The sequence below is a fragment of the Arthrobacter sp. T572 genome, assembly GCF_056780115.1.
The window spans coordinates 1,635,334-1,659,671 of record NZ_JBRAZQ010000002.1; the positions used below are offsets into that span (position 1 = coordinate 1,635,334).

The following is a 24,338-nucleotide window of genomic DNA, read 5'->3' on the forward strand; positions in this document are numbered from 1 at the left end:
TGCCGGCTACAGCAAGCGCCGCCGACGCGACGTCAGGGACAACGGCGGCACGGCGTCGTACAAGGGAACGCGAACCCAGCGGTTACCGGTCTCCCGGAACTCTGCGCGGCTGGCGAACCGGTAAAGATAGCTGCGCGCACGCACCCAACGGGGCTTGTCGCCGTCGAACGGGTCATGGCGGAGCAGCCGCAGCGTTGGCGGGTCCGCCTGCAGGAGTTTGTTGAGGAACTCGTAGAACCAGTCCTCGTGGACGGTCCTCAAGGGCAGGAACCACATCAGCCAGTCGAGGCGGAGGTGGTACGGTGCCCACTGGCTGGGCACACGCCGGGGATCGCCGGGTTTGCCCTTGAAGCCGTACTCCAGCCAGCTCTCATCCGGCGCATCGGGGTCCTTGGCCATGGTGCCCTCCACCACGATCTCGATCCGCTGCTTGGTCACCGTCCCGAACGCCCCATAGGCATTCACCAGCCGCCACTTGTTGAAGCTGGCGTTCATGAGCTGCTGCCGCGAGAAGAGGTTCAGCAAGGGACGGTAGCTGAGAACCAGCAGCAGCACGGTAACGGCCAGTACGACGCCGGTCCACCACACCGGGGACTCCGCACCCGGGTGCCAATCCAGCGGGATCACAGGAAACACTGCGTGCGCCACGGGGTCGCTGACTGCAGCGAAGGCGAGAACTATGGCGGCCCAGTTGAGCCAGGCAAAATTCCCGGTGGTCACCAGCCACAGCTGGGTCACAATGATGATCGCCGCGGCGGAGGCGGCCAACGGCTGGGGAGCGAACAGGAAGAAGGGAACCACCAGTTGAGCGAAGTGGTTGCCGATGACTTCCACCTTGTGGAGGGGGCGGGGAAGGAGATGGGCCTGGCGGCTCAGGGGGCCGGGCATGGGTTGTGTCTCGTGGTGGTAGAACATGGCCGTCATGTCCCTCCACTCCCGGCCGCCGCGGATCTTGATCATTCCTGCTCCGAACTCCAGCCTGAAGACCAGCCACACAATAAGGATCAGGATGGTGGCAGGGGGAGCGGTTTGGTCGGAGCCAAGGAATGCCACGGTGAACCCCGCTTCGAGCAGGAGGGACTCCCACCCGAAGCCGTAGAAGGTCTGGCCGACATTCACGATCGACATGTAGAGGATCCACAGCGCCAGGAAAGCGAGCATGGGTACCCAGGGCGGCCCGGTTTGGGGCAGGCCAAAAACCAGCAGCAAGGACACCGTGATGCCCGCCCAGCAGACTGCCCGGAGCAGGGAATCGGAGTAGCGCCACAGGAACACACTGGGCCGACCCAACCGGCGGGCGAAGTCCAGGAACCCGGGAACGGGAAGGAGGCCGCGTTCGCCCAGCAGCGCAGGGAATTGGTTCAAGGAGGAGAGAAAGGCCACAAAGAAGAGCGCTGCTGTGCCGCGCTGCAGCACCTGGCGGGCAAATTCGTAGTCCCGCGCGTCGAACCATGCGAGCCACTCCACGCAGTCCACGTTACGCGCGGCAGGGGAGGCTGGGATACTTAAGCAATGCAGCCGCGCAAGATCACCATCCTAGGGTCCACTGGTTCCATCGGCACGCAGGCGATCGACGTCGTCAATGCAGCCCCGGACCGCTTCGAAACAGTGGCCCTCAGCGCCGGAGGCGGAAACCTGGAACTCCTGGCCCAGCAGGCCGTCCATACCCGGGCCCAGGCGATTGGCATCGCCCAGGGTGATACGGACAAGCTGCGCCGGCTGCTGGATGCGGCCGTGGAGCAAGCAGGGGCTGCACCGTATTCACCCGAAATCTTCTCCGGCCCGGACGCCTCGACCCGTATCGCCGCTGTTCCGTGTGATGTTGTCCTCAACGGCATCACGGGGTCCATAGGCCTGGCTCCCACGTTGGCCGCGCTCGCCTCCGGCGCCACCTTGGCGCTGGCCAACAAGGAGTCGTTGATCGTCGGCGGCGCCCTGGTAAAGGCGGCGGCCCGTCCGGGCCAAATCGTACCCGTGGACTCCGAACATTCGGCCATCGCCCAGTGCCTTCGCTCAGGGGCGGCCCAGGAAGTGGAAAAACTGATCCTGACGGCCTCCGGCGGCCCTTTCCGGGGGCGCTCGCGGGAGCAGCTCCACGCCGTCACGCCGCAGGAAGCGCTGGCCCACCCCACCTGGGACATGGGCTTGATGGTTACCACCAACTCCGCCAGCCTGGTGAACAAGGGGCTGGAGGTCATCGAAGCGCACCTGCTTTTCGACGTCCCGCTGGACAGGATCGACGTCGTGGTCCATCCCCAGTCGGTGGTCCATTCCATGGTCCAGTTCGTGGATGGGTCCATCATCGCCCAGGCATCACCACCGGACATGCGCCTTCCCATAGCGCTGGGCCTGGGCTGGCCGGACCGCGTGCCGCGGGCAGCTACGCCGTGCGACTGGTCACAGGCCACCAGCTGGACGTTCGAACCCTTGGATACGGCAGCCTTCCCGGCGGTGGATTTGGCCAAGGACGCGGCCAAGCAAGGCAGCACCTACCCGGCCGTCTTCAACGCCGCCAACGAGGAAGCTGTCCAGGCTTTCCACGCCGGCCGCATCCGCTTCACGGACATTGTGGACACGGTGGAATCGGTCCTCAGCGAACATTCAGGCTCCTTGGAGCTGACGGTGGAATCCGTACTGGATGCTGAGAGGTGGGCACGTGCCCGCACCCACGATCGTTTAGCCAGCAGCGCCCAGTAGATCCCCCAACCCCACGGAAGCAGTCCCACCGGCATGAGTCCCGTCCTACTTTTCATCCTTGGAGTCGTCTTCGTCGCCATCGGCGTTGCCGTGTCCATCGCCTTGCATGAGGTGGGCCATCTGGTCCCCGCCAAGCTGTTCAAGGTCCGGGTCACCAAGTACATGATTGGCTTCGGCCCCACGCTGTGGTCCCGGAAAAAGGGCGAAACGGAGTACGGGTTCAAGGCGCTGCCGCTGGGCGGTTACGTCTCCATGATCGGCATGTACCCGCCCAACAAGGACGACGGCGGCGTACGCCCGTCCAGCACGGGCATGTTCCAGACACTGGCTTCGGAGGCCCGCTCGGTGGCCCACGAAGAGGTAGGGCCGGGTGATGAAAACCGGGTGTTCTACAAACTGCCGGTCTGGAAGAAGATCATCATCATGCTCGGAGGGCCCGCCATGAACCTCCTGATCGGCCTGGTGCTGACGGCGGTGCTTCTCATGGGGTTTGGCGTGGCCACGGCAACCACCACCATCGCCGATGTCTCCAAGTGCCAGGTTGCAGAGGGCGAAACGGTTGACCCCGATTCCGCCGAATGCAAACCAACGCCGGCCGCGGCGGCCGGACTGCAGCCCAACGACACCATCACCTCCTTTGACGGCAAGGCGGTGACCAGTTGGGAGGAGCTGACCGGGTGGATCCGCTCCTCGGCCGGCAGGGAAGTGCCCATCACGGTGGAACGGGACGGGCAACCGGTGTCCACCACCGTCACCCCGGTCCTGACGTCCCGGCCTGTCGCAGGCCCGGATGGCCGCCCTGAGCAGGACGCCAACGGAGTGCTGAAGTACCAGGAAGTGGGCTTCCTGGGAATCGGTGCCCAAAGCGCTTTGGTGCCCCAACCGGCGTCGTCTGTCCTGCCCATGGCGGGGGAGAACATCAAGCAGATTTCGGGCGTCATCCTTAACCTGCCTGCCCGCGTGGCGGGGGTTGCACAAGCGGCTTTCAGCGAGGAGCCGCGCGATCCCAACGGTCCCATCAGCGTGGTGGGCGTGGGCCGCGTGGCCGGCGAAGTAGCCGCCATGGAACAGGTTCCGCTGCAGGCGCGCGCCGGGGCGCTGGTGGGACTGTTGGCAGGCCTCAACTTTGCGCTTGCCATTTTCAACCTCATCCCCCTGCTGCCACTGGATGGCGGCCATGTGGCAGGGGCGCTCTATGAAGCCGTTCGGCGGCGCGTTGCCCTGTGGCGCGGCAAACCGGACCCCGGAGCGTTCGACATCGCCAAGCTGCTCCCGGCCACCTACGTTGTGGCGGCGCTGCTGATGGCCATGGGCGCGCTGCTGATCTACGCCGACATCGTCAAGCCCGTGAACATCTTTGGCTAGCGGGGACGCCATGCGGTGCGTCACTGCCGTATCAAACCACGCCGGCCGGCGGGATAGGCTATCACCATGACTGTTTTCGCTGTTGAGTACGTATACGCCGCCGATTCCGGCGCCCTCCGCGATGAAGCCCGCCCTGCCCACCGTGCCTGGTTGGCCGACCTCGCAGAGGAGGGCAAGCTGCTGGCCAGCGGTCCCTACGGAGACGGCGCCGGTGCGCTGCTGATCTTCAAGTCCGCCGACGAAGCCGAACTCAACGACCTCCTGAAGCAGGACCCGTTCGCCGACGCCGGAACGATCGCCGGCATCCGGACTACCGAATGGTCGCCCATCATTGGGCTCCTGGCTTCGCACACGTCCTGAACCGGGCAACCCCCACCACCACGTACCACCCCAACCCAAGGAGTCCACAGTGACCTCGGTCAGCCTGGGAATGCCAGCAGCCCCGCCACCTGTTCTTGCCCCGCGTCGTAAAACGCGGCAGATCAAGGTTGGGTCCGTGGGAGTTGGTTCCGATTACCCCATCAGCGTGCAGTCGATGACCACCACGCCCACCACGGACATCAACGCCACACTGCAGCAGATCGCTGAGCTGACGGCGTCCGGTTGTGACATTGTGCGTGTTGCGTGTCCGTCGGCGGACGACGCCGAGGCCCTGCCGATCATCGCCCGGAAGTCCCAGATCCCGGTGATCGCAGACATCCACTTCCAGCCTAAATACGTCTTTGCCGCCATCGAGGCCGGATGCGCTGCCGTCCGTGTCAACCCCGGGAACATCCGCAAGTTCGATGACCAGGTCAAGGAAATCGCCGCTGCCGCCAAGGACCACGGCACGTCCATCCGCATCGGCGTCAATGCCGGCTCGCTGGAGCCGGGCATCCTGAAGAAGTACGGCAAAGCCACGCCCGAGGCCCTGGTGGAGTCCGCCGTCTGGGAAGCCTCGCTGTTCGAAGAACATGGCTTCCACGACTTCAAGATCTCCGTAAAGCACAACGACCCCGTGGTGATGGTCGCTGCTTACGAGATGCTTGCCGAGAAGGGCGACTGGCCGCTGCACCTCGGCGTCACCGAGGCTGGTCCGGCGTTCCAGGGGACCATCAAGTCGGCAACGGCATTCGGTGCCCTGCTCTCACGGGGCATCGGCGACACCATCCGTGTTTCCCTGTCGGCGCCGCCGGTGGAGGAGATCAAGGTGGGCAACCAGATCCTGCAGTCCCTGAACCTGCGCCCGCGCAAGCTGGAAATTGTTTCCTGCCCCTCGTGCGGCCGTGCCCAGGTAGACGTCTACACGCTGGCCGAGCAGGTCACCGCCGGGCTCGAAGGCATGGAAATTCCCCTTCGCGTGGCCGTCATGGGCTGCGTGGTCAACGGACCCGGCGAAGCCCGCGAGGCCGACCTCGGCGTCGCCTCCGGCAACGGCAAGGGGCAAATCTTCGTGAAGGGCGAGGTCATCAAGACCGTGCCCGAAAGCCAAATTGTTGAGACACTGATCGAAGAGGCGATGCGGATCGCCGAAGAGATGGGGGAGGCCGATGGCGAAGATGCTGTCAAGGGTAGCCCCGTGGTTAGCGTCTCGTAACGGGACTGGCCTGGGCGTCAGGGTGCTCGGCAGTGCCGACACCCTGGCCCTTCGCGCGCTTGCGAACGAGGATCCGGTAGCAAACGTCTTCATCCTGGCGCATCTGGACAGCGTGGGGACGGCTGCGCCCACCAGCGGTGGCGCAAGTATCTACGGATTGTTCGATGACCAGACCCTGCTGGGTGCCTGCTGGGCCGGTGCCAACCTGGTGCCTGTCCAACTGGACGCTTCCCTGGCCGGCTTCCTCGCCGAGGCGGCCCACCAGTCAGGCAAGCGCTACGCTTCCATCTTCGGCCCGGCGGAGACTGTCCTGGCACTCTACGCGCGCTTTGAACAGTTGGGCCACTTTGCGCACGAGGTCCGCGCGAGCCAGCCACTCCTTGCCCTTGAAGGCACTCCGGAGATCGCTGCTGATCCGAGGCTGACCTTTGGCACCATGGCCGACTTCGAGCGGATCCTGCCTGCCTGCGCGGCCATGTTCGAGGAAGAAGTGGGCTACTCGCCCTTTTTGGGCGGGCAGGACTTCTACAGCCGCCGCGTGGCGGGGTTGATCCGGCAGGGACATTCCCTGGTCCATATCGATGCCGACGGGACCGTGGTGTTCAAAGCCGAGCTTGGCGCAGTCACCCCCCAGGTCACCCAGGTGCAGGGTGTTTGGATGAATCCTGACATGCGGGGACACCACCAGAGCGCCGGCTACATGGCCGCCGTCGTAAACCTGTCCCGCACCTACGCGCCGGTCACCAGCCTGTACGTCAACGACTACAACGCCAAAGCCAGGGCGACCTACGAACGCGTGGGCTTCAAGCAGGTGGGCACCTTCGCGACTGTTTTGTTCTGACGTGTTCGGGCGCCGGCTGTGCCCTACTGGTCGGGGATGCCCATATCTCCCGTGAGGTACCGCTGGATGGTGGGGGCGAGATACCTCGCCACGTCGTCCCGGGAGGCCGAGGCCAGCGGTTCGAGCCGGATCACGTAGCGCGCCAGCATCAGTCCCACCATTTGCGAGGCCACCAGGTTGCCGCGCATCCGGACCTCTTGGGCGGAACCTTCCAGGCCGGCCGTGATCCGGGTCAGGATGGCCCGGGCCACCATTTCCCGGAGCAGGGCCGTTTTGGCTTTCGAGCCAATGGTTCCCCGGGCGAAGGCCACCAGTGCGTGCTGCGAAGGACCTTCCCAGAGTCGCAGGACGGCACGGACCAGGGCTTCGCCCCGTTCTTCAGGGTCGAGGTTTTCGATCCCGGCCAGTACCTCCGCAGGGTCTACAGGAAGCTCCACACTGGCGGCGAAGACGTCGTCCTTGCCTTGGAAAAAGTGGTGCACCATGGCGGGGTCCACTCCGGCTTCCCGTGCGACCTGCCTCAGGCTGGTGCCCTCGAACCCCTGCTCGGCGAAGAGTTTCCGTGCTGCGGCCAGGATGGCGTCACGGGAGTGTCCGCTCCGGTTCCTGCGTCCTCTCCGCAGTGGCTGCAGGCTCATGAAGTCCGCCTGCGGAGCGTCAAGGAGGCAAGGACCAGGACAACCACCACGATCCCGCCCATCACCATCGTGTCCTGCCACATGGTGTCCGTTGGCTCGGTGTTTCCGGCTATTTCCCGCAGGGCATCCACGGAGAACGTCAGCGGTAGGACCCCGGAGATTGCCTCAAGGACATCGTTCATCCGGTCCCTGGCCACAAACAGCCCGCACAGGAGGATCTGCGGAACCACCACGACGGGCATGAACTGGACGGCCTGGAATTCCGTACGGGCGAAGGCCGAACAGAGCAGGCCCAAGGCCACGCCCAGCACGGCATTGATGACGGCGATCATCACGACGTAGCCGGGGCTCCCTTGGATATCCAGTTTGAAGATCCAGTACGCCACCGCAGTGGCCACGAGCGACTGCAGCGCGGCCATGATGGAGAATGCGATGGCGTAGCCGAAGAGGAGGTCGGCTTTGTGGATGGGCGTGGTCAGGAGGCGTTCCAGTGTGCCGGAGGTGCGCTCCCTCAGCATGGTGATGGAGGTGACCAGGAACATCACCACGAACGGGAAAATGGCCAGCATCATCAGGCCCACACGGTCGAACGTCCTGGGGATGCCCGGCGGGAGGGACTCGTTCTCGAAGAGAAAGTAGACGGCGGCCAGCAGCAGTGCCGGGACTACGAGGATCAGCCCAATGCTGCGGCGGTCATGCCGGAGCTGTCCCAGGACGCGGCGGGCAGTTGCCAGGGTCATGCGCGGGTTCATGATGCCACCCGGTGTGCCGGGGAGTCCTCGCGCCACGCGTCCCTGATGATGGTGAGGAATGCCCGTTCGAGGTCGCTGCTTTTGCCGCGCTCGGCCAGTTCCTTGGGCGTCAGCTGGGCAAGGAGCAGTCCGTCGCGCAGGAGCAGCAAGGAGGAGCAATGGGCGGCTTCTTCCATGACGTGGCTGGAGACCAGCAACGTGGTTCCTGCCGCCGCCATGGCAGTGAAGCGCTCCCACAGTTCGGCGCGAAGGACAGGGTCGAGACCCACCGTCGGCTCATCCAGCACCAGCAACCTGGGCTGCGCTACCAGCGCACAGGCGAGGGAAACGCGGCTGAACTGTCCGCCGGAGAGGTCACCTGCCTTTTGACGGGCATGGTCCTTAAGCCCGACGGCGGCAATCGCCGAGGCCGCGTCCGTCGCCGACCTGCCATGCATGGCGCCGAAGTAGCGGACGTTGGCCTCGACGCTAAGGTCGCCGTAGACGCTGGCGCCCTGGGTGACGTAGCCGACGGCGTGCCTGAGCGGTGCGCTGCCTGCCGGACGGCCAAAGACCGTCAATGCGCCTTTGGTGATGCGCTGGACCCCTACGATCCCGCGCATGAGCGTGGTCTTTCCGCTGCCGGAAGGTCCCAGCAGGCCTGTCACGCGGCCGGTCTCCACCGTGAAGTCAAGGCCGCGCAGGATTTTGGTCCGTCCGCGGGAGATGTGGAGCCCCGCAGCCTCTATCGCCTGGGTCATGATGCCCTCCGCCGATAATTCACCAGATGATGAATTCACGGTATTCCTGCGTTCCCGCCAGGTCAAGCAGGCAGCGGGGCCCACATTCTTGAAAACGTGTTGGCCATCACATAGATTCTTCCCTAACCGTGCCGTTGGGGTGCCGGGTGGTGACAGGGGGAATCATGACGTTGACCTTGCCGGATGCGCTGAGCAGCCGCACCGCCCGGAAACTCGGCAGTGACCATTGCCTCCCAGTTGCAGGCGATCCCGTTCCGTTGGAGGGAACGGCGATCTAGTCCCAGGACAGAGTCTGCGGCCGGCCGGCCGCTGAGCCACGCCATCGCAGGATGACCAGCCGATATCGGCCAGGGGCTTCCGGACGCGGCGGCGTGGCTCTTCTGTGCCGGGGTGTCCACGGGTCGTCAGCGTTCCAACGGGTGTGCTGCCAGCCGGTAGATTAGTAGACAGTTGTTTTTGCCACATCTGCCAGAGAAACGGATAAAACCCCGTGGTCCTTCGCCTTTCCCAGTTGTTCCTGCGCACCCTGCGTGAAGATCCCGTCGACGCCGAGGTTGCCAGCCACAAGCTGCTGGTCCGGGCCGGTTACATTCGCCGTGCGGCGCCGGGTATCTATACGTGGCTGCCGCTGGGCCTGAGCGTGCTCCGGAAGGTCGAAGAGATCATCCGACAGGAGATGTCGGCCATCGGGGCCCAGGAAGTCCACTTCCCGGCACTCCTTCCGCGCGAACCGTACGAGGCAACCAACCGCTGGACCGAATACGGCGAAGGCCTCTTCCGCCTGCAGGACCGCAAGGGTGCCGACTACCTGCTTGCTCCGACCCACGAGGAAATGTTCACCCTGTTGGTCAAGGACCTCTACTCGTCCTACAAGGACCTTCCTCTGAGTCTGTACCAGATCCAGAACAAGTACCGCGATGAAGCCCGTCCCCGCGCAGGCCTGCTCCGCGGCCGTGAATTCATCATGAAGGATTCCTACTCGTTCGACGTCGACGACGCCGGCCTGGACGCAAGCTACGCCGCCCACCGCGCCGCCTACCTCAAGATCTTCGAACGGCTCGGCCTGGAAGTGGTGCCCGTCACGGCAACCGCAGGCGCCATGGGCGGTTCCAAGAGCGAGGAATTCCTGTTCCCCACGGAAATCGGGGAGGACACGTTTGTGCGCTCTGCCGGCGGTTACGCAGCCAACGTCGAGGCAGTGACCACGGTGGTTCCCGAGGACATCGACTTCACCACCGCACCGGCGGCCGAGGTCCTGGATACACCGAACACGCCCACCATCGAGACGCTGGTGGACGCTGCCAACCAGCTGGCGCCACGCAGCGAAGCCGACGGCGGCGCCTGGACGGCCGCGGACACCCTCAAGAACGTCGTCCTCGCCGTGACGCTGCCCACGGGTGAGCGCCAGATCGTGGTGATCGGCGTTCCCGGTGACCGGGCGGTGGACCTCAAGCGCGTCGAGGCGAACATCGGGGCCTTCCTGCCGATCGGCGGCGAAGTCGGCCTGGAAGCCGCCAACGAGGAAGACCTCAGGAAGCTGCCCTGGCTCGTCAAGGGATACATCGGCCCCGGCCTGTCCCTGGACCAGGCCGTCCTGGGCCTTGAAGGTTCTTCCAAACTGCTGTTCCTGGTGGATCCGCGCGTGGTGTCCGGCACCGCCTGGGTCACCGGCGCCAACATCGATGGCAAGCACGTCTTTGGACTCGTGGCAGGCCGCGACTTCACGTGGGACGGTGTCATTGAGTGCACCGAGGTCCGTGCCGGGGATCCCTCTCCGGACGGGTCGGGTCCGCTGGAAACCGCACGGGGCATCGAAATGGGCCACATCTTCCAGTTGGGCCGCAAGTATGCCGAAGCCCTCGACCTCAAGGTCCTGGACCAGAACGGCAAGCAGGTAGTGGTCACCATGGGGTCCTACGGTGTGGGCGTGACGCGTGCTGTTGCCGCCTTGGCTGAAGCCAACCACGATGACCGTGGCCTGGTCTGGCCGCGCTCCGTCGCACCGGCTGACGTCCATGTAGTGGCGGTCGGCCGCGGTGACGAAATCTTCGAAGCTGCCGGGAAGCTCTCCGCCGAACTCGAAGCAGCCGGCCTGGATGTCATCTACGACGACCGGCCCAAGGTTTCCCCTGGCGTAAAATTCGGCGACGCCGAGCTGGTGGGCGTACCCACTATCCTCGCCGTGGGCCGAGGCCTGGTTGACGGCGTCGTGGAGATCAAGGACCGCCGCAGCGGCGACGCCGAGAACGTTGCAGTGGACAAGGCAGTCGACTACGTGGTCAACGCTGTCCGCAGCCGTTGATCTCCGGCTTCGAGTCGATCCAGCTCACCACCATCATCCTGATCGTGGTGGCTGGATTTGCTGCCGGATGGGTGGATGCCGTGGTGGGAGGCGGGGGACTGATCCAGCTCCCCGCTTTGTTGCTGGTGCCGGGGATCACGCCCGTCCAGGCTTTGGCCACCAACAAGATGGGCTCCATCTTCGGCACGGCCACGAGTGCCGCCACCTATTACCGCCGGGTGGGGCCCGACTTGAAAACTGCTGTCCCCATGGCGGTGATAGCCTTGGCCGGCAGCTTCGGGGGAGCCATCCTGGCAGCGTCGTTGCCCGCGAGCGTTTTCAAGCCGATCATCGTGGTCGCCCTCGTCGCCGTCGCAGTTTTTACTACGCTCCGCCCCAGTGCGGGAGAGCTGACCGCACTCCGGCATGATGGCCACAAGCATTACGTCGTGGCCTGCCTCATCGGAGCGGTCATCGGCTTCTATGACGGGTTGATCGGCCCTGGCACGGGGTCGTTCCTGGTCATCGCCCTGGTCTCTGCCATGGGCTACGCCTTCCTGGAGGCCAGCGCCAAGGCCAAGATCGTCAACATGGCCACCAACGCAGGTGCCCTGCTGTTCTTCCTGCCACACGGGAGCCTGCTCTGGGGTGTTGGCCTGGTCCTGGGCCTGGCCAACATGGCCGGTGGTTACCTTGGTGCGCGGACGGCGGTTGCCCGGGGAAGCGGGTTTGTGCGGATCGTGTTCCTGATCGTGGTGGCTGCGCTGATCATCAAGCTCGGCGTCGATGTCTGGAACGACTCGTTCCAGTGACCTGCTCCGCGGCGCAGGCCGCGCGTTGGATCAACTGACGCCGTCACCAGGGTCAGGAAGGTCGCGGACCGCCGGCAGCCCGTCGAGGGTCTTCCCGGCCAGGGTGCTGGCTACCCACAGCGAGCGGGCAAGGTGGCCGGAATGTGCGGGCTTCGCCGCATACCAGAGTGCGTTGGCTGTCTCCCGCAACAGGCTCCATTCGCGGGCGGCTTCGGCGTCCAGGCCTGCAGCCCGGCTGAAGGCCACGCACCGTTCCTGGAGCCCGGCGGCCGGATCGCCCGCGGGCAGATCCCTGATCCGGTTCCACAGGACGGGAGCGACCGCGAATTCCGCTTCACCGATCTGTGGTTGCGGATCGATGGCGAGGTACCCGCCCCGCTGGCCGGCGTCCGGGCCATCTATGGCCAGGATGTTCATGAAGTGAAGGTCAGTGTGCACCAGGACGTCGGTTCCGGATCGGCGGCCGACTGCTCCGCGGGTCTGGCACACCTCCAATGCCGCTTCCAACAGCCACCTCGGGAATGGCCGGTCCAGGCGTTCCCACTCTGCCGGAAGTTCGTCGCTCCAGCGTTCGGCGGTGGCCGCCACGTGCTCCAACTCACGCCATTCCGGCCGCTCGTCCGGACGGATGGAGAGACGGCGCATGATGCCGCCCCAGATCTCCGCGGCTTCGTCCAAGGGAATGTCCTGGAGCCACCGTGCGGCATCAAGGCGTTCCAGCAGCATGGAGCAGCTGGGACCGTGGGCGGCCAGGAGCCGTACGGCGCCGTTCCCGTCCCAGAGGGTCAGGGCATGCCGCTCGACCACCGCCTCATCATGGGGATAGGCGATCTTGAGGGCAGCCCTCCGTCCCTCCTGTACGACGGGAACCACCAAAGCGCCATGGCCGTTCCACGGCTCCGCACCCGGGGCAAGGTCCACGGAGAGATTCCAAAGGTCCAGGGCGTCCCGAAGAAGCCCGGGCAGGCTGGCCAGCCAGTCCCGGCCCGCGGAGTGGCGGTTGTACCGGGCGTGCAGGTCGCCCGGAATCGGAATCATGGCAGGAAGGCTCACGCGATCAGCGTATCCCTGCGTGCCCCGGCGGCGACGTATTAACGGCAGTGAACCCGCTGGTCCAGCAGGAGACCGCGGGTTGGCCGGCAGGAATCAGCCGGCGTTGCTGTCGCTTGGCGTCGGCAGCGGAGGCAAGTCACCGGCGTCGAGCGTCAAACCGGGGAGGGGAGGTAACGGAGCGCCCCAGAGGGCGCTTCGGCGGCCGGTTGCCAGCAGGCCGCTGATGGCCCAATCGCGGGTTCCGCCGGTGGACAGGGCGACCAGGTCGCCGAACCGGGGCAGGCTGGCGGCTTCGAGGGCGCCAAGGGCTGCAGCCGGGGACTGCGCAAATTGCGCGGGGAGGCGGTAGCCGGCTTCCGGTGCCGGGACGTCCCCGCAATTGGCACGGGTCAGTGTTTCTGCCTGGTGCAGGAGCTCTTCATGGGCCGCCAGGGCCGCGGCCGCGGAGTCCGCGGAACCGGCCTCGATCCGCTTGAGCGCAACCTGGTACACGTACACGGCCTCCTGCCCGGACCGTACTGCAGCTGCCAAGGCTGCATCGGTGGTGGCCGAACCGGGTTCGCTCGTGGGACTGACCGAAGGGCACGAAACCGGGCCGGCCGCCGTCGTGCTTCCGCCCTGGTCCGGTACCGGACCAGGCGCGGGAAGTTGCCAGGCTGTCGCCAGTTCCTCTGCGGCCAGCAGTTGCGACGTTCCCACGGCGGCCAGCAGCCGTGCGATGCCGCCGTCAGCTTCGCGGGCGTCCCGCAGCCGTTGGTGCCCGCTTGCCGACAGTCCGGCGACGAAAGCGGCCTTGGAAGGAGCAACCGCACCGGTGGATACGGTGCCACTGGGCCGGGAAGTAGCCGGCACCTGCAGGGCACGGGCATGGGTTGTCAGTAATGTCACAATCCCTTGGCTGCCGGCCGCCGGGGCGGGGAGGGAGCCTGCGTCCTGCAGGGCAAGGGACGAGCTGCGCAGTTCCAGTGTGCTGTCCAGTGCGCCCCGGCGCGCGGCCTCCGTGAAGGAAACGTCGTCGGGAACGCCGGAATCGCGCGGAATAAGCACTATTCCGGTGCCGGCAACGAGCAGGGCCACCAGGCCAACAAGCAGGAGCCGTCCCCACGCCGGTGCCTGCCGTTTTTCCTTTGTCTGCCCGTTCACAACACACCATGGTGTCATGCGCGGCTGGAACTGCGTGCACCATGTGGTCCCGAAAATCGCTAGGCTAGTAGTCACAACAACATCTATCGGGAGGCGGCGGGCAGCGTGAGTGACTCGGAAGCCACGACTTCAACAGACCGTACTGGATCCAACTCAACGGCCACCATCCACAACCCGGAAGAGAGCAGGCTCAAGGCGCTGCTCGAACCGGCCGTCCTCGCCAACAGGCTCTACCTCGAGGATGTTTCCATCCACGTCGCCGGCTCCCACCGCACCGTCCACGTCGTCGTGGACCTGCCCCAGGAGGAAACCGGCGGGGTAAGCCTGGACGCCATCGCCGACGTCTCTCGATCCCTTTCCGATATTCTGGACAACGATCCCCACGACGACGGCCGTCCCTACGACCTCGAGGTGTCATCTCCCGGCGTGGGCCGGCCCCTGACGGAGCCACGCCATTGGCACCGTGCCCGCGGTCGGATGGTCAAGGTGAACGTTATCCAGGGCGAGAACGTCATGGGGCGGATCGCCTCGGTGCAGGACGACGCCGTGACGATCATTCCCGAACACGAGGTCAAGAAGGGCATGAAGCCCAAGCAGGGCGACCCCATGACCATTCCTTTCGACAGGATCCGCCACGGAAAAGTCGAGATTGAATTCAGCCACCTCGATGAGGCAGTGCTGGCAGACGACAACAATGGACCTTCCGAGGAGGCCTAATGGATATTGACATGAGCGCACTGAGGCTCCTGGAGCGCGAGCGTGAAATCCCGCTGGACCTCTTGATCCCCACCATCGAGCAAGCCCTCCTGGTGGCCTACCACAAGACGCCCGGCGCCTTCGAGAAGGCCCGTGCCGAACTCGACCGCAAGAGCGGACACGTGACCATCTGGGCCACTGAACTTGACGACGACGGCGAGGCCGTGGGCGAGTTCGAGGACACTCCGGCCGGTTTCGGCCGGATCGCCGCCAGCACCGCGCGCCAGATCATCCTGCAACGCCTGCGGGACGTGGAGGACGACAACGTCCTGGGAGAATTCAAGGGACGCGAAGGCGAACTCGTGGCCGGCATGATCCAGCAGGGCAACAACCCGCACATGATCCAGGTCAACCTGGGCGCCGTTGAGGCGCTTCTCCCGCCGCCCGAGCAGGTCCCCGGCGAGAAGTACCTCCACGGCAGCAGGCTCCGCGCCTTCGTAGTGGATGTCCACCGTGGCGCCAAGGGACCTTCCATCACGTTGTCCCGTTCGCACCCCGGCCTGGTCCGCAAGCTGTTCGAAATGGAAGTTCCGGAAATCGCGGACCGTTCCGTGGAGATCGTTGCGCTGGCCCGTGAAGCAGGCCACCGCACCAAGATCGCCGTCAAGGCCAACGCTCCCGGCGTCAACGCCAAAGGCGCCTGCATCGGTGAAATGGGCTCGCGCGTGCGTGCTGTCATGAACGAGCTCAACGACGAAAAGATCGACATCGTCGACTTCAGCGAGGACCCGGCGACGTTCATCGCCAACTCACTGTCGCCGTCGAGGGTGAATTCGGTCACCATCACCGACGAGGCCACCAGGTCCGCGCGTGTCGTGGTTCCCGACTACCAACTGTCCCTGGCCATTGGCAAGGAAGGGCAGAATGCCCGGCTGGCGGCAAAGCTGACCGGTTGGCGCATCGATATCGTCTCCGACACTGCAGCAGGAAAGGGCAGCCAGGAGTAGCAGCCGGCGTCCTGGTGCGGTGCTGCGCGCCGCGCTGGCACAGCGGCGGTTTCGGGAGTCCGGGAGCGGGGGGCTAGAATGGATGGAACCGGGCTTTCGTCCGGTATCCGCGCGCCCGGGCGTGCCCCTACTGCTTCTGCAGGGCCGGGGCTGTCGGGTGCCAACAGTGTGAGGCAGGTAGGACACGTCGTGGCTGAACAGCTTGAACGTGGCCAAGGGCCTGTCCGCACCTGCATCGGATGCCGGAAGCAAGGATTCCGGTCCGAGCTTGTCCGGCTGGTCGCCCAGGGCGGCGGATCTTCCGCAGTCCTCGTCGATGTTCGACGCCGGATGGCCGGCAGGGGTGCGTGGCTGCACCCCAGCGAAAAGTGCTTGGCATTGGCGGTCAAGCGGCGAGCTTTCGGAAGGGCCCTCGCGGGCGCATCCGAAACGGGCGCCGTGGAACGCTACCTGATGCCGGGTGTGCCACTTGCGGAGGTTCCGGCTTCCGCGGGAAAACCGTCCAAACCTGAAAGCGGGTCAGAAATCTGATGGAAACCCGATGAGTTCCCAGCGATGAGTGCGTAACGATGACAACTTTGTTGCGCTCTGCAAAGGGCCTTTCCGCCGTGCGTACGGCAGGGGTCCGCAGTAAGAAGTAGACGGTTCGTGCCTGGCTCGGTGCGGACCGAGACAGGAGAAAAGTGGCCAAGGTCCGCGTACATGAGCTCGCCAAAGAGCTCGGTATTACTTCCAAAGATGCAGTCACCAAACTGCAGGAATTGGGCGAATTCGTTCGCTCCGCCTCTTCCACCATTGAGGCCCCCGTCGTGAAGAAGCTTCGCGACGCCTACCCGTCGGCAGGCGCTGCCAAGTCTGCTGCTCCTGCGGCAGCCCCCAAGGCTCCGTCCGCCCCCTCAGCATCACGCCCGGCAGCACCTGCACCCGGTCCGGCTGCCCCCAAGGCACCGGCAGCGCCGGCTCCTGCTGCTCCCGCAGCACAGGCAGCTCCGTCGGCTCCGGCTCCCGCTGCACCGGCGGCGTCGACTCCGGCCCCGGCCAAGCCCGGCGCCCGCCCCGGTCCCAAGGCCGATGCTCCTTCTTCGGCCCGTCCCGGTGGACAGGCTCCCCGTCCGGGCGGTCCGCGTCCGGGCAACAACCCCTTCGCTACCTCCCAGGGCATGCCCCGGGGTCGTGGCGGAGACAACGAACGTCCGCCGCGTCCGGGCAACAACCCGTTCGCCACGTCGCAGGGCATGCCCCGTCCGGGTGGCCGCAACGAAGGTGAACGTCCGGGTGGTCCGCGTCCTGCAGCCGGTGCCGGTGGCCCGCGTCCTGCAGCAGGTTCCGGTGGTCCCCGCCCCGCAGCAGGTTCCGGTGGTCCCCGTCCGGGTGCACCGCGCCCCGGTGCCCCGCGTCCGGGTGCACCGCGCCCCGGTGGTCCCCGTCCTACTCCGGGCATGATGCCCAACCGTACTGAGCGCCCGGCACCTGCCGGCGCAGGCCGTCCCGGTGGTCCGGGTCGTCCGGGAGGTCCCGGTCGTCCCGGTGGCGCACCCGGTGGTGGCACTGGTGGCGGAGCTCCCGCCGGCGGTGGCTTCGGCAAGGGTGGCCGCGGTCGCGGTGGCACCCAGGGTGCGTTCGGCAAGGGCGGCGCCGGCCGTGGCAAGCAGCGCAAGTCCAAGCGCGCAAAGCGCCAGGAATTGGAGCAGATGAGTGCTCCGTCGCTGGGCGGCGTAACCGTACCCCGCGGCGACGGCGAGACCATCATCCGTCTCCGTCGTGGCTCCTCCATCACGGACTTCGCCGAGAAGATCGATGCGAACCCCGCCTCGCTCGTTACCGTCCTGTTCCACCTCGGTGAGATGGCAACGGCAACGCAGTCCCTCGATGAGGACACCTTTGCCCTGCTTGGCGCCGAACTGGGCTACAAGCTGCAGGTCGTTTCCCCCGAAGACGAAGAGCGCGAACTGCTCGATTCGTTCGACATCGACCTCCAGGGCGAACTGGATGCCGAAGGCGACGACGTCCTGGAGCCGCGTGCACCGGTTGTCACGGTCATGGGCCACGTCGACCACGGTAAGACCCGCCTGCTTGACGCCATCCGCAACTCCAACGTTGTGGCAGGCGAGCACGGCGGCATCACGCAGCACATCGGTGCTTACCAGATCAGCCACATCCACGAGGGTTCGCCCCGCGACATCACCTTCATCGACACCCCGGGCCACGAGGCGTTCACCGCCATGCGTGCCCGTGGTGCAAAGGTCACGGACATCGCGATCCTGGTGGTTGCAGCCGACGACGGCGTCATGCCGCAAACCGTTGAAGCGCTCAACCACGCCCAGGCGGCCGATGTGCCGATCGTGGTCGCCGTGAACAAGATCGATAAGGAAGGCGCCAACCCTGACAAGGTCAAGGGCCAGCTGACCGAGTACGGCCTGGTTCCCGAGGAATACGGTGGCGACACCATGTTCGTCGAGGTTTCTGCCCGCCAGAACCTGAACATCGACGAGCTCATCGAGGCAGTCCTCCTGACCGCGGATGCGGCACTGGACCTGCGCGCCAACCCGGACAAGGACGCTCGAGGCATCGCCATCGAAGCGAACCTGGACAAGGGCCGCGGTGCGGTCGCAACGGTCCTGGTGCAGTCCGGTACTCTCGCTGTCGGCGACACGATCGTTGCCGGTACGGCCCACGGCCGTGTCCGTGCCATGTTCGACGAGAACGGTGAGGCACTGGATGTCGCCCTGCCGTCCCGTCCGGTCCAGGTCCTCGGCCTGTCCAACGTGCCCCGTGCAGGTGACACCTTCCTGGTGACGCCGGACGAGCGTACGGCCCGCCAGATCGCTGAGAAGCGTGAAGCAGCAGACCGCAACGCCGCCCTGGCCAAGCGCCGCAAGCGGATCAGCCTGGAAGACTTCGACCAGGCCGTTGCCGAAGGCAAGATCGACACCCTCAACCTCATCCTCAAGGGTGACGTGTCCGGTGCCGTCGAAGCCCTCGAGGACGCCTTGCTCAAGATCGACGTCGGAGACGACGACGTTCAGCTCCGTGTCATCCACCGCGGTGTGGGTGCCATCACGCAGAACGACGTCAACCTGGCAACGGTGGACAACGCCATCATCATCGGCTTCAACGTCAAGCCGGCCGAGCGCGTGGCCGAACTGGCCGACCGCGAAGGCGTGGACATGCGCTTCTACTCCGTCATCTACGCAGCAATCGATGACATTGAGATGGCCCTCAAGGGCATGCTCAAGCCGGAGTACGAGGAAGTCCAGCTTGGTACCGCCGAGGTCCGCGAAGTCTTCCGTTCGTCCAAGTTCGGCAACATCGCCGGCTCGATCGTCCGTACCGGCATCATCCGCCGTAACACCAAGGCCCGTGTCAGCCGCGACGGCAAGGTCATCGGTGACAACCTCACCGTCGAGACCCTCAAGCGGTTCAAGGACGACGCCACCGAAGTCCGCACCGACTTCGAATGTGGTATCGGTCTTGGTTCGTACAACGACATCGCCGAAGGTGACATCATCGAAACCTTCGAGATGCGCGAGAAGCCGCGCGTCTAGGCTCCGTTTGGAACGGGTCCGTCGGGAAATTCCGGCGGACCCGTTCCGCACCCCCAATCCCATTCCAGGAGGAAACCATGGCTGATCCGGCACGCGCTGCCAAGCTGGCACAGCGGATCAAGGTAGTGGTGGCCGAAGCCCTCGGGCGGAGGGTCAAGGACCCGCGCGTCGAGTCCATCACCATCACTGACGCCCGCGTCACCAACGACCTTCAGCACGCCACCGTCTACTACACCGTATTCGGCGACGACACCGCCCACGCTGACGCCGCCAAGGCCTTGGAGAAGGCCAAGGGTGTCCTGCGCCAGGAGGTGGGCCGGAACATCACCGTCCGCCTGACGCCCACCCTTGAGTTCGTGGCAGACCAGATTCCGGTCAACGCCTCGAACCTCGAAGAACTGTTGCGCGAGGCAAAGCGCCGCGATGCCGAGGTCGCCGCCTTGGCAGCCGGCGCCAAGCACGCGGGCGAGGCCGACCCGTACAAGAGTGATTCGTCCCAGGACATCGACGAAGACGACTTCGACGAAGAGGACATCGACCTCTCTGACGATGACGACCTCGACGAGGACGCCCACCGTTCCTAGCCGTTCGGCGTTGGTTCAAAAGATGCCCCCGGGATGCCGTCCCGGGGGCATCTTTGCCGTTTACGGACCCGTTAGGATCGTGGCATGTCCGAGCACAACGAGCAGCAACGCGACGAGTACCTCAAGCACGCCATCAGGCTGGCCGTGGACAACGTTTCCGACGGCGGCGGCCCGTTTGGTGCAGTAGTGGTCACCCCGGACGGCACGGTCCATGAAGGCGTCAACCGGGTCACCCGGGACAACGATCCCACCGCCCACGCCGAGGTGGTCGCCATCCGGCGCGCCGCAGCCGGCACGCGCAGCTTCGACCTCAGTGGTTCGGTGCTGTACACCAGTTGCGAGCCATGCCCCTTGTGCCTTGCGGCCACCCTGTGGGCACGCATCGGAAGGGTCTGGTACGCGGCGGACAGGCACGGTGCCGCCCGTGCAGGTTTTGACGATGCTGTCTTCTACGAGTACTTCGCCGGGCAACGGCCCGGGCTGCTTCCGGTGGACCATGCGCCGCTGCCCATGGCCGACACGCCGTTTGAGACGTGGCGGAACAACGCCGCCCGCACCCGGTACTGACGCACGACGACGACTGCCGCTCCCGTGCGCCCAACGGGGCCTAAACCCGGGCAGGCAGCCGGCTGACGCCGTCGAGCAGGTCTTTTTGCTCCCCGCAGAGGGCAATCCGTATCCAGCCCTCGCCGATCGGGCCGAACGCCGTGCCGGGAGCGAAAGCGACGCCTGAATCCGCCAGGAAGGACCGGACCCAGGCCCGGATGTTGCCCTGGCTGACGTGGGACAGATCCGCCCAAAGGTAGAACGCACCCTGTGCGCCAAGGAACGGAATCCCTTTCGCTTCCAAAACGCGGGAGGCCGCATCACGATTGCCTCGGTAGTGGCCGCGCGCGGTGGCCACGTAATCCTGGGGGCCTGTCAGTGCCGCCAGAGCGGCGTACTGCGAGGGTGATGCGACGCAGGAAACGATCGCCTCCATGACATTGTTCATGGTCTTTTCCAGTCCCGGCGGGCAAACCAGGGCTCCGATCCTCAGCCCGGTCAGCCCGTAGGTCTTGGACAGCGTCAGGGATGTGAAGACGCGGGCCTTGCCCGGCACGTCGCTGTCGAAGCGGGCGGGGCTGACATGGGGCACATCGAAGGTGAAAGCCTCATAGCATTCGTCGGAGATGATCCAGAGATCATGCCGCACCGCGAGTTCCACCAACTGCCGCACGGTGTCCTCCTGGATGACGGCCCCGAGTGGGTTGGACGGCGAGTTCACCACCAGCACCTTGGTTGCAGGCGTGATGAGGGCCTCGATGTCCTCGATGTGCGGCTGGAAGCCATGGTGGGGGTAGAGGGGATAACGGACCGGTACAGCGTGCAGCAGCCTGCCCGTCATCGCGAAAGTGGGGTAGCCGGGATCGGGTATCAGGATTTCATCGCCGGGGGAGAGGAGCAGGCTCATGGCGAAGTGGAGGCCCTGCTGCGCTCCGTCCACCACGTAGACGCGCTCAGGTCCGATGTCCAGGTGCTGTTGCTCACGGAACCTGGCCGCAAAAGCCTCGCGCAGGGCCGGGAGGCCGGCGTTGGGAGTGTAGTTGGTTTCGTCCCGGTCAAGGCAGGCCATCCCTGCGTCCAGGACGTGCCGGGGAAGCGGGAACCCCGGTTCGCCGATGCTCAGGACGATCGCGTCCGGGGTATTCCAGGCGGCCTCGGTGATCTCGCGGATCTGGTTCACGGGGACGTCGCGGACGTGCTCGGCAAGGTGGGGCATGGGAGCCATCCTAGCCACCGATATACTGATAAGCGTGCTTTCTGGACTGGTGATCGTTGACAAACCGCAGGGATGGACCAGCCACGATGTGGTTGGCCGGATGCGGCGGCTGGCCGGCACCCGGAAAGTCGGCCATGCGGGGACGCTCGACCCCATGGCAACCGGTGTTCTGGTGCTGGGCATCAATAAGGCCACCAGGTTGCTGACCTACATCGTCGGCACCTCCAAGACCTACACGGCCACCATTCGGCTTGGCGAAAGCACCATTACGGACGACGCCGAGGGCGACGTGACGGAAGCGCGCAGCGCCGCGGGCGTCAGCGACGCCGATATCGCACTCGGGATCGAGGCCCTGAAAGGCCCCATCCAGCAGGTTCCCAGCAGTGTCAGCGCCATCAAAGTCAACGGCGAACGGTCCTATGCGCGCGTCCGCTCGGGAGAAGAGGTCAAGCTCGCGGCCCGTCCCGTAACCATCCACCGTTTCGATATGCATGGTGTTGCCAGGAACGACGGCGGCAGGACAGTGGACGTGGACGTCACCGTTGAATGCTCCTCGGGCACGTATATCAGGGCCCTCGCCAGGGACCTGGGGGCTGCCTTGGGCGTGGGCGGCCACTTGACCGCCCTGCGGCGCACCCAGGTAGGCCCGTACTCGATCGACCAGGCCAGAACCCTGGATGAACTCGCCCGCGAGCTCCATGTCCTGGAGATGTCTGCTGCAGCGCGTTCCCTGATGCCCAACCGCGAGTTGACCGACCATGAGGCCACGGAAATTTCTTTCGGCCGACGGATCGCTGCCGGGCCCGCGTCCGGTACTCCCGGAGCAGCCACCGCGGAGAATCCGGCCGCAGCCTTTGCGCCGTCGGGCGAGCTGGTTGCGCTGCTTGCCGACGCCGGAAGCTTCGCCAAACCGGTTTTGGTCTTCGCCCCGGCAGCAGGGCAGGAAAACTAGGCATGGACGGATACTTCTACTCAATCCTCATCATCGGATTGGTTTCCTCGATCGTGTGCATCGTGGCAGGTGTGCTGAAGAAGGCGCCGAACGACATCACCATCCTGTCCGTCCTTGCGGTGGAAGCCGCACTGCTGGTGTACCTGGTGGGCTCGATCGTCCGCGTTGCCCTGGGCGAACAGATGGCCGGCGAGCCGTGGGAATTCTGGGGCTACCTGGTGACGGCACTCATGATTCCCCTGGGCGCCGTGTACTGGTCCATCCTGGAGAAAACACGGTGGAGCAACTTCGTCCTGGCAGCGGTGGGCGTCACCGCCGTTGTCATGGCCGCCCGCATGAACCAGATCTGGTACTGACGTGAAGGAAGAAAACGACGTGACTGGAACCGAGACAGACCGCACCGGCAGCGGGAAGCAGGTGGCTGCCAAGGACACCCGCAACACCGGGCCGGGACGGCTGCTGATTGCCGTTTATGCGGTGTTTGCCTTGTCGGCTACGGCCAGGGCCGGGTACCAGATCGCCACCAAATTCAACGAGGCCCCGCTGGCCCATGTCCTGTCGGCATTCGCCGCCGTGGTCTACATTGTGGCTACCGTTTCCCTGGCCAAGCCGGGACGCACGTGGTTCAGGATCTCCCTGGCGGCTGTCCTGGTGGAACTGGTTGGCGTGCTGGTGGTGGGTGCCGTCAGCCTTTTCGACCCTGTTGCCTTCCCGCATGACACGGTGTGGTCCCTTTTCGGACGCGGTTACGGGTTTGTTCCGCTGGTGCTTCCCGTCCTGGGGCTCCTGTGGCTGAACCGCCGCAGGCCGTCCTGAGCGTCCTGCGGAGCGGGTAACCTTAGAATGTTCCGGGGCCCGGAGGCTGCCGGGCAGAACACTTATCTGCAGTAAAAAGGCGAGGTTGATGGTCCACATCTGGAACGATCCCACCGAGGTCCCGCGGGACTTTGGTCCCACAGCGGTCACCATCGGAAACTTCGACGGCGTCCATCGTGGCCACCAGCATGTGCTTGCCCTCCTGACGGATACGGCCAGGCGCCAAGGCATTCCGTCCGTCGCTGTGACCTTTGATCCACACCCTGCCCAGGTCCACCGGCCCGAATCGGCACCGGAGTTGATCATGGGCCTGCAGGACAAGATCGACGCCTTGGGACACGCCGGCGTGGATGCAGTCCTTGTCATGAAGTACACCCTGGACCTGGCCGCCATGACCCCGTTGGAATTCGTCCAGCAGATCCTGCTTGATGCCCTGCAGGCAGGCCACGTGGTGGTTGGCCACGATCTCCGGTTCGGCGCGGGCAACTCGGGTGACGTTGCCACGATGCAGGAGCTCGGTGACCAATTGGGCTTCGGTGTCCAGGTCGTCAACGAATACGGCGCGGGCGGCTTCCCCGTCCACCACGACGGCGATGAAGACCGCCGCTGTTCGTCCACCTGGGTCAGGGAAGCGTTGTCCGAGGGCGACGTCGTGACCGCTGCCGCGATCCTCGGCCGTCCGCACCGGATGCGCGGTGAAGTGGTCCATGGCGCAGCCCGGGGACGCGACCTCGGGTTTCCCACGGCCAACTTGTCGCACGACTCCACAGGATATGTGCCGGCTGATGGAATCTATGCGGGCTGGCTTGTCGACCAGGCCGGAACGCGTTGGCCTGCTGCCATCTCCGTCGGATCCAATCCCACCTTCGATGGCGTGAGCCGCCAAGTGGAGGCGCATGTGATCGACCGCCCGGAAGGGGAGGTCGTGGACGACTTCAACCTGTACGGCCAGACTGTGGCCGTGGAATTCACCCAACGACTGCGGGGAATGGTGGCCTATCGGGGCCCGGAAGCCTTGGTGGAGCAGATGTGCCTGGACGTAGCCCAGGCGCACGAACTGCTGTCCGGACGGTAGGCG

At 65.3% G+C, this 24,338-nt stretch carries 24 protein-coding genes; 17 read left to right on the plus strand and 7 right to left on the minus strand.

Annotated elements, in window-relative coordinates; all coding sequences use genetic code 11:
- Positions 1 to 6: 6 nt before the first annotated feature.
- Positions 7 to 1,467, minus strand: coding sequence for a lipase maturation factor family protein (locus ACUYMZ_RS08770; protein ID WP_481602784.1), 1,461 nt, complete (start codon positions 1,465 to 1,467; stop codon positions 7 to 9).
- 45 nt (positions 1,468 to 1,512) lie between these two features.
- Between ACUYMZ_RS08770 and dxr the strand changes: the two genes are divergently transcribed.
- The 5 genes from dxr (at position 1,513) to ACUYMZ_RS08795 (ending at position 6,479) form a co-directional block, all read left to right on the plus strand.
- Entirely contained in the window at positions 1,513 to 2,697 is a 1,185-nt protein-coding gene (gene dxr, locus ACUYMZ_RS08775; RefSeq protein ID WP_481602785.1) for a 1-deoxy-D-xylulose-5-phosphate reductoisomerase, read from the plus strand.
- Positions 2,698 to 2,730: 33 nt separating this feature from the next.
- Positions 2,731 to 4,062 carry a M50 family metallopeptidase gene (locus ACUYMZ_RS08780; RefSeq protein ID WP_481602786.1) on the plus strand — a complete coding sequence of 444 codons (1,332 nt, stop codon included), beginning with the start codon at positions 2,731 to 2,733 and terminating at the stop codon, positions 4,060 to 4,062.
- 66 nt (positions 4,063 to 4,128) lie between these two features.
- Positions 4,129 to 4,422 (plus strand): YciI family protein, encoded by a 294-nt coding sequence (locus ACUYMZ_RS08785; RefSeq protein ID WP_426006795.1) that lies wholly within the window; start codon positions 4,129 to 4,131, stop codon positions 4,420 to 4,422.
- Between the two features lie 49 nt (positions 4,423 to 4,471).
- Entirely contained in the window at positions 4,472 to 5,638 is a 1,167-nt protein-coding gene (gene ispG / locus ACUYMZ_RS08790; RefSeq protein ID WP_387433889.1) for a flavodoxin-dependent (E)-4-hydroxy-3-methylbut-2-enyl-diphosphate synthase, read from the plus strand.
- Positions 5,601 to 6,479 carry a GNAT family N-acetyltransferase gene (locus ACUYMZ_RS08795; RefSeq protein ID WP_426007511.1) on the plus strand — a complete coding sequence of 293 codons (879 nt, stop codon included), beginning with the start codon at positions 5,601 to 5,603 and terminating at the stop codon, positions 6,477 to 6,479. The genes ispG and ACUYMZ_RS08795 overlap by 38 nt, the downstream gene beginning before the upstream one ends.
- 23 nt (positions 6,480 to 6,502) lie before the next feature.
- Here ACUYMZ_RS08795 and ACUYMZ_RS08800 read toward each other — a convergent pair whose 3' ends face one another.
- From ACUYMZ_RS08800 to ACUYMZ_RS08810, 3 genes are read right to left on the minus strand one after another with little or no spacing between them, the layout of a single operon-like run.
- The gene (locus ACUYMZ_RS08800) at positions 6,503 to 7,117 is read right to left on the minus strand and encodes a TetR/AcrR family transcriptional regulator (protein ID WP_481602787.1); all 615 of its coding nucleotides are present in this window, start codon (positions 7,115 to 7,117) and stop codon (positions 6,503 to 6,505) included.
- Positions 7,114 to 7,857, minus strand: a complete 744-nt coding sequence (locus ACUYMZ_RS08805) for an ABC transporter permease (protein WP_481602788.1) — start codon at positions 7,855 to 7,857, stop codon at positions 7,114 to 7,116. Before ACUYMZ_RS08805 ends, ACUYMZ_RS08800 begins: the two co-directional genes overlap by 4 nt.
- A gap of 8 nt (positions 7,858 to 7,865) precedes the next feature.
- Positions 7,866 to 8,609: an ABC transporter ATP-binding protein gene (locus tag ACUYMZ_RS08810; protein WP_481602789.1), complete on the minus strand. Its 744-nt coding sequence runs from the start codon at positions 8,607 to 8,609 to the stop codon at positions 7,866 to 7,868.
- A 490-nt stretch (positions 8,610 to 9,099) separates the two neighbouring features.
- Here ACUYMZ_RS08810 and ACUYMZ_RS08815 point away from each other — a divergent pair, with 490 nt between their 5' ends.
- Positions 9,100 to 10,911: a proline--tRNA ligase gene (locus tag ACUYMZ_RS08815; protein WP_481602790.1), complete on the plus strand. Its 1,812-nt coding sequence runs from the start codon at positions 9,100 to 9,102 to the stop codon at positions 10,909 to 10,911.
- On the plus strand, positions 10,908 to 11,702 hold the full coding sequence (locus ACUYMZ_RS08820; protein WP_481602791.1) for a sulfite exporter TauE/SafE family protein: 795 nt from the start codon (positions 10,908 to 10,910) through the stop codon (positions 11,700 to 11,702). Before ACUYMZ_RS08815 ends, ACUYMZ_RS08820 begins: the two co-directional genes overlap by 4 nt.
- Before the next feature lie 30 nt (positions 11,703 to 11,732).
- Here the strand turns inward: ACUYMZ_RS08820 and ACUYMZ_RS08825 are convergent, their stop codons facing one another.
- Positions 11,733 to 12,755: an aminoglycoside phosphotransferase family protein gene (locus ACUYMZ_RS08825; RefSeq protein ID WP_481602792.1), complete on the minus strand. Its 1,023-nt coding sequence runs from the start codon at positions 12,753 to 12,755 to the stop codon at positions 11,733 to 11,735.
- A gap of 93 nt (positions 12,756 to 12,848) precedes the next feature.
- Entirely contained in the window at positions 12,849 to 13,898 is a 1,050-nt protein-coding gene (locus ACUYMZ_RS08830; protein WP_481602793.1) for a DUF4439 domain-containing protein, read from the minus strand.
- 105 nt (positions 13,899 to 14,003) lie between these two features.
- Here ACUYMZ_RS08830 and ACUYMZ_RS08835 point away from each other — a divergent pair, with 105 nt between their 5' ends.
- The 6 genes from ACUYMZ_RS08835 (at position 14,004) to ACUYMZ_RS08860 (ending at position 20,297) form a co-directional block, all read left to right on the plus strand.
- Positions 14,004 to 14,615 carry a ribosome maturation factor RimP gene (locus ACUYMZ_RS08835; RefSeq protein ID WP_426006803.1) on the plus strand — a complete coding sequence of 204 codons (612 nt, stop codon included), beginning with the start codon at positions 14,004 to 14,006 and terminating at the stop codon, positions 14,613 to 14,615.
- A complete protein-coding gene (gene nusA, locus ACUYMZ_RS08840) occupies positions 14,615 to 15,601 on the plus strand; it encodes a transcription termination factor NusA (RefSeq protein ID WP_481602794.1) in 987 nt (328 codons plus the stop codon). Before ACUYMZ_RS08835 ends, nusA begins: the two co-directional genes overlap by 1 nt.
- Before the next feature lie 189 nt (positions 15,602 to 15,790).
- Entirely contained in the window at positions 15,791 to 16,132 is a 342-nt protein-coding gene (locus tag ACUYMZ_RS08845; RefSeq protein WP_426006805.1) for a YlxR family protein, read from the plus strand.
- Positions 16,133 to 16,284: 152 nt separating this feature from the next.
- Positions 16,285 to 19,146 (plus strand): translation initiation factor IF-2, encoded by a 2,862-nt coding sequence (gene infB, locus ACUYMZ_RS08850; protein ID WP_426006806.1) that lies wholly within the window; start codon positions 16,285 to 16,287, stop codon positions 19,144 to 19,146.
- A gap of 77 nt (positions 19,147 to 19,223) precedes the next feature.
- Positions 19,224 to 19,730 carry a 30S ribosome-binding factor RbfA gene (gene rbfA / locus ACUYMZ_RS08855; RefSeq protein WP_426006807.1) on the plus strand — a complete coding sequence of 169 codons (507 nt, stop codon included), beginning with the start codon at positions 19,224 to 19,226 and terminating at the stop codon, positions 19,728 to 19,730.
- Between the two features lie 84 nt (positions 19,731 to 19,814).
- Positions 19,815 to 20,297, plus strand: a complete 483-nt coding sequence (locus ACUYMZ_RS08860) for a nucleoside deaminase (RefSeq protein ID WP_481602795.1) — start codon at positions 19,815 to 19,817, stop codon at positions 20,295 to 20,297.
- A 40-nt stretch (positions 20,298 to 20,337) separates the two neighbouring features.
- Here the strand turns inward: ACUYMZ_RS08860 and ACUYMZ_RS08865 are convergent, their stop codons facing one another.
- On the minus strand, positions 20,338 to 21,492 hold the full coding sequence (locus tag ACUYMZ_RS08865; RefSeq protein ID WP_481602796.1) for a pyridoxal phosphate-dependent aminotransferase: 1,155 nt from the start codon (positions 21,490 to 21,492) through the stop codon (positions 20,338 to 20,340).
- Between the two features lie 34 nt (positions 21,493 to 21,526).
- On the opposite strand from ACUYMZ_RS08865, the gene truB reads away from it, so the two are divergent.
- The 4 genes from truB (at position 21,527) to ACUYMZ_RS08885 (ending at position 24,335) form a co-directional block, all read left to right on the plus strand.
- The gene (truB, locus tag ACUYMZ_RS08870; protein ID WP_481602797.1) at positions 21,527 to 22,444 is read left to right on the plus strand and encodes a tRNA pseudouridine(55) synthase TruB; all 918 of its coding nucleotides are present in this window, start codon (positions 21,527 to 21,529) and stop codon (positions 22,442 to 22,444) included.
- Positions 22,445 to 22,446: 2 nt separating this feature from the next.
- Positions 22,447 to 22,800, plus strand: a complete 354-nt coding sequence (locus ACUYMZ_RS08875; RefSeq protein WP_481602798.1) for a hypothetical protein — start codon at positions 22,447 to 22,449, stop codon at positions 22,798 to 22,800.
- Between the two features lie 19 nt (positions 22,801 to 22,819).
- Positions 22,820 to 23,260 (plus strand): hypothetical protein, encoded by a 441-nt coding sequence (locus ACUYMZ_RS08880; protein WP_426006812.1) that lies wholly within the window; start codon positions 22,820 to 22,822, stop codon positions 23,258 to 23,260.
- Between the two features lie 88 nt (positions 23,261 to 23,348).
- A complete protein-coding gene (locus ACUYMZ_RS08885; RefSeq protein WP_426006814.1) occupies positions 23,349 to 24,335 on the plus strand; it encodes a bifunctional riboflavin kinase/FAD synthetase in 987 nt (328 codons plus the stop codon).
- The last annotated feature ends 3 nt before the right edge of the window (positions 24,336 to 24,338 follow it).